The organism is Pseudomonas sp. Z003-0.4C(8344-21), from assembly GCF_900104975.1.
GTDB classification, from domain to species: domain Bacteria; phylum Pseudomonadota; class Gammaproteobacteria; order Pseudomonadales; family Pseudomonadaceae; genus Aquipseudomonas; species Aquipseudomonas granadensis.
In genome coordinates this window covers 1930128-1942893 of record NZ_LT629756.1, presented here as the reverse complement: position 1 = coordinate 1942893, position 12766 = coordinate 1930128, and the positions used below count along the sequence as shown (strand labels likewise).

13 protein-coding genes are annotated in these 12766 nt (G+C 61.5%); 3 read left to right on the top strand and 10 right to left on the bottom strand.

The window, feature by feature from the left end; translation table 11 throughout:
- Positions 1-4: 4 nt before the first annotated feature.
- Entirely contained in the window at positions 5-766 is a 762-nt protein-coding gene (locus BLU24_RS08955; protein WP_093099361.1) for an SDR family oxidoreductase, read from the bottom strand.
- A gap of 246 nt (positions 767-1012) precedes the next feature.
- On the opposite strand from BLU24_RS08955, the gene BLU24_RS08950 reads away from it, so the two are divergent.
- Positions 1013-2017 (top strand): NADP-dependent oxidoreductase, encoded by a 1005-nt coding sequence (locus BLU24_RS08950; RefSeq protein ID WP_093099358.1) that lies wholly within the window; start codon positions 1013-1015, stop codon positions 2015-2017.
- A 122-nt stretch (positions 2018-2139) separates the two neighbouring features.
- Here BLU24_RS08950 and pyrF read toward each other — a convergent pair whose 3' ends face one another.
- On the bottom strand, positions 2140-2838 hold the full coding sequence (gene pyrF / locus BLU24_RS08945) for an orotidine-5'-phosphate decarboxylase (RefSeq protein WP_172833249.1): 699 nt from the start codon (positions 2836-2838) through the stop codon (positions 2140-2142).
- Positions 2839-3134: 296 nt separating this feature from the next.
- Here pyrF and BLU24_RS08940 point away from each other — a divergent pair, with 296 nt between their 5' ends.
- Positions 3135-3884, top strand: a complete 750-nt coding sequence (locus tag BLU24_RS08940; protein WP_093099355.1) for a response regulator — start codon at positions 3135-3137, stop codon at positions 3882-3884.
- Complete coding sequence (locus BLU24_RS08935; protein ID WP_093099352.1) at positions 3884-4936, top strand: sensor histidine kinase; 1053 nt, start codon at positions 3884-3886, stop codon at positions 4934-4936. The genes BLU24_RS08940 and BLU24_RS08935 overlap by 1 nt, the downstream gene beginning before the upstream one ends.
- Before the next feature lie 673 nt (positions 4937-5609).
- On the opposite strand, the gene BLU24_RS08930 is transcribed toward BLU24_RS08935, so the two are convergent.
- The 8 genes from BLU24_RS08930 to BLU24_RS08895 all read right to left on the bottom strand — a co-directional run bounded on the left by BLU24_RS08930 (position 5610) and on the right by BLU24_RS08895 (position 12754).
- Positions 5610-6662, bottom strand: coding sequence for an AI-2E family transporter (locus BLU24_RS08930; RefSeq protein WP_093099349.1), 1053 nt, complete (start codon positions 6660-6662; stop codon positions 5610-5612).
- Between the two features lie 67 nt (positions 6663-6729).
- Positions 6730-7536, bottom strand: coding sequence for a DUF4892 domain-containing protein (locus BLU24_RS08925; protein ID WP_093099346.1), 807 nt, complete (start codon positions 7534-7536; stop codon positions 6730-6732).
- A 115-nt stretch (positions 7537-7651) separates the two neighbouring features.
- Positions 7652-8506 (bottom strand): alpha/beta hydrolase, encoded by an 855-nt coding sequence (locus BLU24_RS08920; protein WP_093099343.1) that lies wholly within the window; start codon positions 8504-8506, stop codon positions 7652-7654.
- Positions 8503-9309: an alpha/beta fold hydrolase gene (locus tag BLU24_RS08915; protein WP_093099340.1), complete on the bottom strand. Its 807-nt coding sequence runs from the start codon at positions 9307-9309 to the stop codon at positions 8503-8505. Before BLU24_RS08915 ends, BLU24_RS08920 begins: the two co-directional genes overlap by 4 nt.
- Before the next feature lie 315 nt (positions 9310-9624).
- A complete protein-coding gene (locus BLU24_RS08910) occupies positions 9625-10068 on the bottom strand; it encodes a hotdog fold thioesterase (RefSeq protein WP_093099337.1) in 444 nt (147 codons plus the stop codon).
- A 32-nt stretch (positions 10069-10100) separates the two neighbouring features.
- Positions 10101-11756: an AMP-binding protein gene (locus BLU24_RS08905; RefSeq protein WP_093099335.1), complete on the bottom strand. Its 1656-nt coding sequence runs from the start codon at positions 11754-11756 to the stop codon at positions 10101-10103.
- A 201-nt stretch (positions 11757-11957) separates the two neighbouring features.
- Entirely contained in the window at positions 11958-12410 is a 453-nt protein-coding gene (gene sixA / locus BLU24_RS08900; protein ID WP_093099332.1) for a phosphohistidine phosphatase SixA, read from the bottom strand.
- Positions 12407-12754 (bottom strand): DUF4389 domain-containing protein, encoded by a 348-nt coding sequence (locus tag BLU24_RS08895; protein ID WP_090285288.1) that lies wholly within the window; start codon positions 12752-12754, stop codon positions 12407-12409. The genes sixA and BLU24_RS08895 overlap by 4 nt, the downstream gene beginning before the upstream one ends.
- Positions 12755-12766: the final 12 nt, after the last annotated feature.

The window sequence follows — 12766 nt, the reverse complement described above, 5'->3', positions numbered from 1 at the left end:
AAAATCAGAACGCCGTAACCCCCCCATCCACCGCCAACGAATGCCCCGTCGTAAATGCCGCCCCATCGCTGCACAAATACAACACCGCGCTGGCAATCTCCCCGACCGTACCAATGCGCCCCACCGGATGCATGGCATTGGCAAATTCGCCCTTCTTCGGGTCCGCCTCATAAGCACGACGGAACATATCGGTATCGATCACCGCCGGACACACCGCATTGACGCGGATCTTCTTCTTCGCATATTCGATCGCCGCCGACTTGGTCAGCCCGATCACCGCATGCTTGGAGGCCGCATAAATGCTCATCTTCGGCGCCGCACCCAACCCCGCCACCGACGCCGTGTTGACGATCGCCCCGCCGCCCTGCGCCAGCAGCAATGGCAACTGATACTTCATGCACAGCCAGACGCCTTTGACGTTAACCCCCATGATCGCATCGAACTCATCCATCGAACCGTCGGCCAGTTTGCCCTTCTCGATCTCGATGCCGGCGTTGTTGAAGGCGTAATCGAGACGGCCGTAGGTATTGATGACTTCGTCCATCAGATTTTTAACATCGCTCTCGACGGTCACGTCGCAACGCACGAAGGATGCTTCGCCACCGGCAGTACGAATCAGCGCCACCGTCCCCTCGCCGCCTGCCGCATCGAAATCGGCGACCACTACTTTCAGGCCCTCGGCAGCAAACGCCTGAGCGGTCGCGCGGCCGATGCCGTTGGCCGCTCCGGTAACGACAACGACTTGACCGGAAAACGTCATGCTCATGCGGGTGTCCTCGAACGCTGGATATGCCGAAACGGCTGGAATGTGCTGAGTGGCAGCATAGCCATCGCGCTCGGTCGCACGTCAGCACTATCCACACAGCGGTTATGCGCCCATGAACCGCAGTGATTAATCCATAACCTGAACTATCACCGCACTGGATCGACGTGCATTCGCCGCGTCAGCCAACCTTGCACCATCGCCGCCGAGGGTCTATCAACAAGGCTTCATTCCGTTCGAGTGCCTGTCATGACCAACCAGACAAATCGCCAGTTCCTGCTCGCCAAACGCCCGGTGGGTGCGGCCAGCCGCGAGACCTTTACCTATCAGGAAGTGCCGGTCGGCGAACCGGCTGAAGGACAGATTCTGGTGAAGAACGAATACCTGTCCCTGGACCCGGCCATGCGCGGCTGGATGAACGAGGGCAAGTCCTACATTCCGCCGGTCGGTATCGGTGAAGTCATGCGTGCGCTGGGCGTAGGAAAAGTCATTGCTTCGAACAATCCGGGCTTTGCTGTCGGCGACTACGTCAACGGCGCCATCGGCGTGCAGGATTATTTCCTCGGCGAGCCAAGAGGTTTCTACAAGGTCGATCCGAAACTGGCCCCGCTGCCGGTGTATCTGTCCGCGCTGGGCATGACCGGCATGACCGCCTACTTCGCCCTCCTCGATGTCGGCGCGCCAAAGGCTGGCGACACCGTGGTGCTGTCCGGTGCGGCCGGCGCGGTGGGCAGCGTTGCCGGGCAGATCGCCAAGCTCAAGGGTTGCCGGGTGGTCGGCATTGCCGGTGGCGCCGACAAGTGCAAGTTTCTCATCGAGGAACTGGGCTTTGACGGTGCCATCGATTACAAGAGCGAAGACGTTATTGCCGGGCTTAAACGCGAATGCCCGAAGGGCGTCGACGTGTATTTCGACAACGTCGGCGGTGACATTCTCGACGCGGTGTTGAGCCGCTTGAACATGAAGGCGCGCGTGGTGATCTGCGGCGCAATCAGCCAGTACAACAACAAAGAAGCGGTCAAAGGCCCGGCCAATTACCTGTCGCTGCTGGTCAATCGCGCGCGGATGGAAGGCTTCGTGGTGATGGACTATGCCGCACAGTACGCCAGTGCCGCGCAGGAAATGGCCGGGTGGATGGCCAAGGGGCAACTGAAGAGCAAGGAAGATATCGTCGAAGGCCTGGAGACGTTCCCGGAAACCTTGATGAAATTGTTCAACGGCGGGAATTTCGGCAAGTTGGTACTGAAGGTCTAAATTCACCGCAAAACAAATGTAGGAGTGAGCCTGCTCGCGATAGCGGTGTGTCAGTCACAATGTATGTAACTGTCAGACCGCTATCGCGAGCAGGCTCACTCCTACACGCAGATACGTGTTGCTCAGGCGATCTCGGCCACAACCGAAGCCAGCGCCTGGGCCGGATCGGCCGCCTGGCTGATCGGACGTCCAATCACCAGATAATCGGAACCGGCATCCAGCGCCTGACGTGGGGTCAGAATGCGGCGCTGGTCGTCCTGCGAACTGCCGGCCGGACGAATCCCCGGAGTCACCAGTTGCAATGACGGGTGCGCGGCTTTCAGTGCGGTGGCTTCCAGCGCCGAACAGACCAGACCGTCCATTCCGGCTTTCTCGGCCAGTGCCGCCAGACGCAGCACCTGTTCCTGCGGCTCGATGTCCAGACCGATGCCGGCCAGATCCTCACGCTCCATGCTGGTCAGCACGGTCACGCCGATCAGCAATGGCTGCGGGCCGCTGCGCTTGGCCAGCTCTTCACGGCAGGCCGCCATCATGCGCAGGCCACCGGAGCAATGCACGTTGACCATCCACACGCCCATCTCCGCAGCGGCTTTCACGGCCATCGCGGTGGTGTTGGGAATGTCATGGAATTTCAGATCGAGAAACACTTCGAAACCCTTGTCACGCAGGGTGCCGACGATTTCCGCGGCGCAACTGGTGAACAGTTCCTTGCCCACTTTGACCCGGCACAGCTTCGGGTCCAACTGGTCGGCCAGCTTCAGTGCGGCGTCACGGGTGGGGAAATCCAGGGCGACGATGATAGGAGTCTGGCAGGCGGACATGAATGGGCTCTCAGGCAGGTCGAAATCGGCGCGCATTGTAGCGGAACCGGCGGCAGCGCGGCACCCGATGATCGGTAAATCGTCGCGCCGACGCTGATCAGCATAGCGCTCGCTGCTATTGTGTCGACTTCGATACACAGCCGACACGCCGCCAACATGCACCCGCATTAGTCTCGCCAGCCGCAACACGTCCTTACAACAGCACTTCCCGCCTCACGGCCGGACGCCTATGCTGAAAACCACCACCTCGCAGCCCATCTTTGTGGTTGGCGGCCTACTGGCAGACGAACAGCCCCATGCACAACACCCAAACGCCCGCTACAGATGAGCCCAAAGACGACAAGCGCTGGAGCATTCGTGCCCTGATCGTTGACGACGACGTGCCGATCCGCGAGTTGATGATCGATTACCTCGCCCGCTTCAATATCCACGCCAGCGGTGTCACCGACGGTGCAGCCATGCGTCAGGCGATGCAGGCCGAACATTTCGACGTCGTGGTGCTGGATCTCATGCTGCCGGGTGAAGACGGTTTGTCGCTGTGCCGCTGGCTACGCGCCGAATCGGATATTCCGATCCTGATGCTCACTGCCCGCTGCGAACCCACCGACCGCATCATCGGCCTCGAACTCGGCGCCGACGACTACATGGCCAAGCCGTTCGAGCCGCGCGAACTGGTGGCGCGCATCCAGACGATTCTGCGCCGCGTGCGCGACGACCGCAGCGAACAGCGAGCCAATATCCGTTTCGATAACTGGCGCCTGAACAGCGTCATGCGCCAGTTGATTGCCGACAATGGCCTGGTGGTGCCGCTGTCCAACGCTGAATTCCGCCTGCTCTGGGTATTTATCGAACGTCCGCGCCGGGTGCTCAGCCGCGAACAATTGCTCGACGCCGCCCGCGGCCGCTCGATCGAAGCATTCGACCGCAGCATCGATTTGCTGGTGTCGCGCCTGCGGCAGAAACTCGGCGATGACCCGAAAGCGCCACATCTGATCAAAACCGTGCGCGGTGAGGGATATCTGTTCGACGCACGGGACATCGGCTGATGCGGGCGCGCTTCGACACGCTGTTCGGACGCCTGTTCGGCGTGCTGTTCGTGGCGATCGTCCTCGCGCACCTGCTGGCGTTCACCTGGTTCCGCCTGTACGGCCCGCCCCCGCCTCCACCACCGCCGCCGGAGTTTTCCCAAGGTGCCGAGGGGCAACAGGCGCCGCCCGACCCGCGTTACCCGCACCGCCCACCTCGTCCATGGTTCGGTGGCCCGGTGGTGCCGCTGACCTTTCAGTTCATCACCTTGATGATCGCGGCATGGTACGGCGCCAAGCTGCTCAGCCGCCCGATCCAGCGTCTGAGCGATGCCGCCGAACGCCTCAGCGAGGATCTCGACAGCCCGCCCCTCGACGAGTCCGGCCCACGCGAAGCGCGACAAGCGGCCTCCACCTTCAACCTGATGCAACGGCGTATTCGCGAACAGGTCCAGCAGCGCGCGCGCATGCTCGGCGCCGTCTCCCACGACCTGCGCACACCGCTGTCACGACTGAAACTGCGCCTGGAAAACCTCAGCGACGAAAAGCTCCAGGGCCAGATGCGTCAGGATCTGGACGACATGATCAGCATGCTCGATGCCACCCTCACCTACCTCCACGAACAGCGCACCAGCGAAGCCGTGCAACTGATGGACGTGCAGGCGCTGGTCGAATCGCTGTGCGAAAACGCCCAGGACCAAGGTGCCGACGTGCAAGTCAGTGGTCATTGCGCCCCGTTGCCGGTACAGCCAATGGCACTGCGTTCATGCCTTAACAACCTGCTCGACAACGCCCTGCGATATGCCGGCCAGGCGCGCATCGAACTGCACGATCGCCGCGAACAAGTGCAGATCCACGTAATCGACCATGGCCCGGGGATTGCCGAAAACCAGCGCGAAGCCGTGTTCGAGCCCTTTTACCGACTGGAAGGCTCACGCAACCGCAACTCCGGCGGCGTCGGCCTGGGCATGACCATTGCGCGCGAAGCTGCACAGCGTTTGGGTGGAGAGTTAAATCTGGAAGAAACCCCGGGGGGCGGCCTGACTGCGGTGATTCGCCTGCCGCGGACCTGAAAACACAATGCTCCCCGGTAAAAGTACGAGTATCTGGATGTGGCGGCCTGAGTTGAGCCGGCAGTTGCGGTCAGCCTGAAAAGCCCCTCATCGGAACGCCGCCCGCCTAGCCCTCTCCCAAAGGGAGAGGGAACTGACCGGGGTGATTGGGAGAGTTATGCCGACCCGAAATACCGAGTCGAACTCTAGTTCTGAAGAATGCACAAATCTGCCCCCTCTCCCTCGGGAGAGGGCTGGGCGGGCGGCGTTCCGATGAGGGGCGAATCCACCGAAAATCTCCAGCCATGCAGCGCTTCTAACCACTCAACAATGAGCGCCAGCTCGAGTGCTCTTGATCTTGATCTTGCCTAACCAGCGACATCGGAAGGCTGAGTGGAGGGATTGATCCGGGCGTGGGAGCGCAGCGACCGTCTGGCGCAGCCAGACACAGCGGAAGTAGGTGCAGCGAAGCAAACCGTAGCCGCTGCGCCCGGAGCGATCCCGCAGCGAAGGGACCCGAGCCTGCGAGGGCCGAACGCAGGAGCCAAGCCTTTTGGTTCCTTTTTGGCGTTTGAAAAAGGGACTCGCCGTAAGGGCGAAACCGCCAGCCGCAACACCCGAAGCAACGGATATTCACCCAAAACACCAAGAGCCTGGTCGGCCCAGAGGCCGCCAAGGCCAAGAAAAAAACGACCTACCGCCGCTCCTCGACCCGCCCCTGACTCTTGCTCCAGTCCGTCAACAAACTATAAGCCACCGCCAACAAAGTAGGCCCGATAAACAACCCGATAAACCCAAACGCAATCAACCCGCCGAACACCCCAAGCAACACAATCACCAGCGGTAAATTCCCCCCGCGACTGATCAGATACGGCTTGAGCACGTTGTCCACCCCACTGATGATAAACGTGCCCCAGATCCCCAGAAATACCGCCATCCCGTACTCACCCTTCCATGCCAGCCAGGCCGTGGCCGGCACCCACACGAGCGGTGGCCCCATCGGAATCAGACTGAGCAGAAAGGTCACGATCCCCAGCACCAGCGCGCCCGGCACCCCGGCAATTAGAAATCCGATCAACGCCAGAACTGCCTGCGCCGCCGCTGTACCGATCACCCCGTTGACCACCCGCTGCACCGTACCCGCCACCAGCTCGATGTAATAGCCGGCACGCTCGCCGATCAAGCGTTCCAGCAGACTGTGCACGAACGCCGCCAGCCGTGGCCCGTCACGGTAGAAAAAGAACACGAAGACAATACTCAACGTCAGTTCGAGAATACCGCCGCCGATCTGCGCACTGCGCGCCAGCAGCCAGTTACCGACCTGCCCCAGATAAGGCTTTATCGACACCATCAGCGCCGCGCCCTGCTGATCGATGCTGTTCCATAACCCCACCAGCCGTTCCCCCACAAACGGCAAAGTTCCGAGCCAGTCCGGCGCTTCCGGCAGTCCGTCGACCTGCACATCCTTGATGAATGCCGTGGCATCTCGCACATGATCGGCAAGATTAAAACCCAGCCAGACCAGCGGCGCGGCTACCAGCAGCATCCAGCCCAAGGTCAGAATGGCCGCGGCCAGCGATTCACGGCCATTGAGCCAGCGCGTCAACAGGCGCATCAGCGGCCAACTGGCGAACGCCAGCACCGCGCCCCAGAACAGCGCCGACCAGAACGGCGCCATTACCCACAGGCTGGCCCCGAACAGCACCAGCAGGAGGATTTGCACCAGCAGGCGATCGTTATTGAGCATGTGAGATCTCGGAAAAATCAGTCAGGCAAAGAGTAGGCGAACACGCCGTGCATGTTCGCCCGGTAGCTTATCGCAACAGGTCGATGCGCAGACCTTTGCCTTCGACAGTGCCGGTTTCCATGCGCGCCGCTCGCACTCCCTGACTGATCAGCGCCTGACGCCACGCTTCGGCCTTGGGCCCGGACAGCGTCACGCGCAACGTGGTATCGAGGTTGAGGCCACGGGAGATCAGCCTTAGCCAGGTATCATCCGGGGCATCGACGCGGTCCGGGAAATCCAGCTCGCCGGTGCTTTTGAGCTGGCGCAGCAGGGTCGCCGAGGTCGGCAGCAACTCACCGAGTGGCGCCGCTGCCTCGAACTGCTCGACATGCAGATAGGCTTTGCGATTGCCACGAGTGATGCTGTACAGCGCCACCAGTGTGTTGTCCCGCGGTGCGGCCAGGCGCAACAGCAGATACGCCTGCTGCTCGTCGGCGCCATACAGCTTGGCGTTGCCGAACACTTCGTTGGCCCACAGGCTGCTTTCACCGCAATCACGCGCCTGACACCAGAACAGCAACTCGGCGTCCTGTTTCTGCAGGGCCTTGCGCGCCTCGGTGAAGGCTTCGGTGGCGGAATGTTCGGGCGGCAACTCGTAAGTGACCGCGGTGGTCTGGCCACGGGCGGTGACCTGGCCGTCGAAGCGCAACTGGCCGCTGATCTTGCGGATCGAACCCAGCGGGTAGATCCGCTCAAGCTCGACTGGCGGGCGATAGTCGACGATCTGCGCGTCGGCCAGACGCGGCACGATCGGCAAATCCTGACTGCCCGGCACGTCGGCGGCGAACGAAACGGTGCTGAAACAGCACAGTGCCCACAGACTGATCAAGCGCATCGTCAGGCTCATCGGATCGGCATGACTGGGTGATTCGGGGTCGCAGCGGTGTAGAAATCCATTGTTGTCGTCTCCCATTTCAACCCGACCAGCCTCGACAGTTGCCCGCTGCAAGTCAAGGAATGGCGAAGAAGCGATTGAAACAGTCTGCGACAAGATCCGCGCCGGCCTCATCGTTGAGGTGCAAATGGTGCCCGCCCGCCAACTGTTCCCGGCCAAAGGGCAGACGCTCCAACAGCTCGGGATGTTTGGCCAGCATCCCCTCGGCCGCCACGACCAACTGCGCCGGACAAGCGATGCGCGCGACAAAAGCCAGCGCCTGTTCCTGGGTCAGGCGTAATGGCGAGGGCAAGGTCAGGCGATTGTCGGTGCGCCAGGTGTAACCGCCGGGCACCGGCATCAGGCCGCGCTGGGCCAAAAGCTCAGCCGCTTCCCGACTCACGGCTACCAGCCCTTTCATGCGCGCTTCGATGGCGCGGTCGAGGGTCGGATAAACCGGTTTGCGCTTGTCACGCAGATCCAGTTGCGCTTGCAGGGCCATGCCCATGCGTTCGGCAGCATTTTCGCCTTTGTCTGTAGGCGGAATCACACCGTCGATCAGCGCCAGATGGCTGATGCGCTCCGGTAATGAGCCAGCCAACACCAGGGAAACGATTGCGCCCATGGAATGCCCGAGCAGGCCGAAACGCTTCCAGCCCAATTGCTCAGCGACCTGCAGCACATCGTGGGCGTAATCCCACAGCGCATATCCGGCACCGTTCGGCCGGTGCCCGGAGTGACCGTGCCCGGCCATGTCCAGCGCGATGATGCGCAATCCCTTGAGCCTGGGTGCCAGACGCGCAAAGCTGTTGGCGTTGTCGAGCCAGCCATGCAGAGCAATGACCGGCAAGCCGTCCTCAGGACCGAACAAATGCGCGGCCAGCTCGATATGCGGCAGGCTCAGGCGCACTTCTTCGAAGATCGGGCTCATGCGCAGTCCTTGTCCTGACGGATTTGCCAGCGGCTGAACAGGGTCTTCAACAAGCGCGCCGTATCCTGCGGGCGTTCGAGCGGGAACATGTGCCCGCCGGGCATGCTCAACGCCTCCCCTTGGGCCAGGCGCGAAACGAAACGGGTGTGATGACGCATCACCACGCGACTCTTGTGTCCGCGCACCACCGCCAGCGGCACCTGCAATTGCCGGGTATGAGCGGGGCTGGTGTGCGGCACGCCGCGATAGATGCTGATTTCGGTGGCCGGATCGAAACGCAGGCGCAATTTGTCGCCGACCTTGTGCAAACCGTGGTGCAGGTAGGCGTCGAAGCATTCCGGGTCAAAACCGCGAAACAGTGTCTTGCCGGCAAAATAACTGCGCGCGCTGTCGAGGTCGGCGAACTCTTCACGCCGGCCCAATGTGCGTCCGGCGGGCGTCAAGCGGTCGATAAAACCAAAGCGCTTGGCCGCACGGATGACCCATTGATCGGTGCGGGTCAGCACCGGCGAATCGAGCATCACCACACCGCGATACAACTCGGGGCAACGCAGCGCCGCGTGCAGGTGCAGCACACCGCCAAACGAATGGCCGACGCCCCACACTGGCTGATCCTGTTGCTGCAAGTGATGGATGAGTTCGTCGACGAGGTTGTACCAGTTGTCGTCTGCGGGAAAACGCGGGTCGTGGGCATGCTGTTCCAGATGCGCTACCCGATATTCCGGCGCCAGCGCCGCGAACAACTTGCCGTAGGTGCCCGAAGGGAAGCCGTTGGCGTGGGCGAAGAAGATCGGTTGCGACATGCTGGGCAAATCCATGGATGGAAAACGTGGCGTTGATTGTCCGTAAGAGCGGCGCTCACAGCAATGACTGTAAGTGCCAGGAATGATGACAGTCTGGCCAGGGTGATGGGTGTCAGTTAGATCGCCCCACCCCCCTCACCCCAGCCCTCTCCCCCAAGGGGCGAGGGGAAAGGGAGCAGATCGGGGGAGTATCCGGGACCTGAGCTCGACTCGATTTATCAGGTCGACGAGGATTGCGAAAACCACACGGTAGGCCCCCTCTCCCTCTGGGAGAGGGCTGGGGTGAGGGCTCGCCCTGACGGAACCCGATAAATGTCAACGCAGCGGCGGCTGCTCACCCAACGGCACCACCGCCATGGTCAGACGCGACACACAACTGGCCTTGCCCTCATCGCTGGTCAGGCGGATGTCCCAGACATGCGTGGTGCGGCCAATATGGATCGGCCTGGCCACTGCCGTCACCCGGCCACTGCGCAAGCCGCGCAAGTGGTTGGCGTTGATCTCAAGCCCCACGCAATAAAATTTGCTCGCATCGATGCACAGATAACTGGCCATCGAACCGACCGTTTCCGCCAATACGACCGAGGCGCCGCCGTGCAGCAAGCCGTAGGGCTGATGGGTGCGATGGTCGATGACCATGCTCGCCGTCAGCGAGTCGTCATCGAACGCCTCGAAACGAATGTCGAGCACTTCGCCGATGGTGTTTTTCTGAATCGCGTTCAACTGCTCGATATTCGGAGTGGTACGCCACACGCTCATCGCAGACTTCCTTTTGTTGTTCTGGTCGTCGCTCAATCCTGCCACAGCACCGCCTCGTTGCGCTCGCTCCATTCTTCGAAGCGGCTGCCATAGGTGTCCTCGATGACATTGCGCTTGATCTTCAGGGTCGGCGTGAGGAAGCCGTTTTCCACCGCCCAACTGTCTTTGACCACCACCAGACGGCGCAGGCGTTCATGCTTGTCGAGGGCGGCGTTGACCTCTTCCAGCAACTTTTCCAGACTCGAATGCAGGCTCGCCCGCCCCTCTTCCTGATTGACGCTCGACAACACGCACAAGCCCAACGGCGCGCTCAATCCGTCACCGACGACACAGACCTGCTCGATGCGCGAATGCACCGCCAAACGGTTCTCGATCGGCGCCGGGGCGACGTATTTGCCCTTGCTGGTCTTGAAGATTTCCTTCAGTCGCCCGGTCAGGCGCAGGCGCCCTTCGCCGTCCTGTTCACCCTTGTCACCGGTGCGCAGGAACCCGTCTGCGGTGATGGTTTCGGCGGTTTTCTGCGGCTCCTTGAAATAGCCGAGCATGGTCGCCTGACTGCGCACCTGCACTTCGCCCGACTCATCGATGCGCACCTCGACCTGCGGGCACGGTTTGCCGATCCAGCCCTGCCGGTATTGCCCCGGCAGGCAGATGTGCGAATAGCCGCAGCCCTCGGTCATGCCGTACACCTCCAGCACGTCGAGGCCAAGTTTCTGGTACCAGGCGAGCAAGGTCTGCGGCACTGGCGCGGCGCCCGACAACGCCACGCGCAGAGCATCCAGACCGAGCCCGGCAAGGACTTTGTGGCCGACGCGCTTGCCGATAAACGGCAGACCAAGAAGAAAATCCAGACGTTTTGCCGGCATCTTGCTGTACACGCCCATCTGGAATTTGGTCCAGATCCGCGGCACACCGAACATCGCGGTCGGCCGCGCGCGCTTCAGATCAGTGATGAAGGTGTCGAGGCTTTCGGCAAAGAACACCGTCTGCCCGGTATAGATCGACGCCAGCTCGACGAACATCCGCTCGGCGACGTGGCACAGCGGCAGGTAAGACAGCAGCCGGTCGTTCTCGTTGAGCCCGAACAATTGCGTGCCATGCGTCGTGGCGAACCCGAGATTGGCGAAACTGTGCATCACGCCTTTCGGGAGACCCGTGGTGCCGGAGGTGTAGATGATCGTCGCCAGTTGCTCGGCGGGCGGGCGCGGGTCGTCCTGGATCGGCGAACTTTTCAGCAGATCAGCCCAACTGAAATCAAATTCGCCGGGCGGATGCAGCGGCAGGCTGATGATTGGCAAACCGGCCGGGATGCCCTTCGACATGCCCGGCCAGTCATCAAGCTTGCCGATAAACGCAATCACGCTTTCGGAGTGCGTCAGCACCTGCGCCACGGAATCGGCAGTGAGATTGGGATACAGCGGCACCGAGACGTGCCCGGCCATCCAGATGGCCAGATCGGCGATGATCCAATGCGCGCAGTTTTTCGAGATCAGGGCGATGTGGCTGCCGGGTGGCAATTCACGCGCACGCAGCCAGTGCGCGGCGCAGCGGGCCTGATGGCCGACATCGGCCCACGTCAGGGTCTCGACCTGCCCGCCGCCGATCGGCTGCACCAGAAAGCGCTGGCGCGGGTGCCGGGCTTCCCGTTCGTAGAACACGTCCAGCGGCAAACGGAAGGCGGCAGACATGCGACTCGCTCCTGTTTTTTTGGTCTGGAGCAAGCGTAGTCAACCAAGCAAGTGCTTGGTTGGATTTTTCAAACAAATATTTCAGATGAATGCGTTCACCTGTAGGAGTGAGCCTGCTCGCGATAGCCATTCAATATCAGCGGTGAGTGACACACCGCTATCGCGAGCAGGCTCACTCCTACAGGGGGCGGTGTTTACAGCTTAAGGGTGTTTCAGGCTGTTGAGGGTCATGGAACCAATCAACAATTCGCTGTGCTCAAGCTCGGCCAGGCCAGCGGTGCTGACCCGCTCCGGCGGATGTCCGGCGCCATGCTGCAGATAGCTGAGCAAATTGCCCACCAACGGGTTGTGGCTGACCAGCAAGACATTGCTCACCGACACCAGTTGCTCGGCGACCTTGTCCGGATCGGACTCCGGAGTCAGCCACTCGACCGTGCGAATCTCCGGCTGGAATCCCAGTGCCTCGCGCACGATCTGCGCGGTTTGCTGTGCACGTATATAAGGGCTGGCATAAATGGCCGTCAGCGGCTGGCCGAGCAAATGCGCCGCGCTACGCAAGACTTCCTGGCGACCGTGTTCGGTCAATTCGCGCTCGGGGTCGACTTTCGAGCCATGAGGCACCGCCTCACCGTGACGCAATACCCAGAGTTTCATAGCTTCGGTTCCTCATCTCGAACCGGATGCGCGGCTGGCGCCACGGCATGCGGCGCTTCGCCTTCCGGGGTGCGCGGCGCCGGCCAGTCGGCGAACGGCCAAGGCTTCTGGTCACTGTGGAAGGTGCCGAAGCGGCCGATCTGCGCGAGAAACTGGCTCAGACTGTCACCGAAATTCATCAGGCTGGCGCTCGGCGCGCCGTAGATCAAACGGTAGATCAGTTGCACCAGGACCACGGCGCCGAGGATGAACTGCGCCACTTGCCAGACCAGCAGGTAAACGATCATCCACAACACCCGCAGAAGGATGGATTCGTACTGGGCTTCGGTTTTCGGATCTTGCATGGCTTGCTTCCT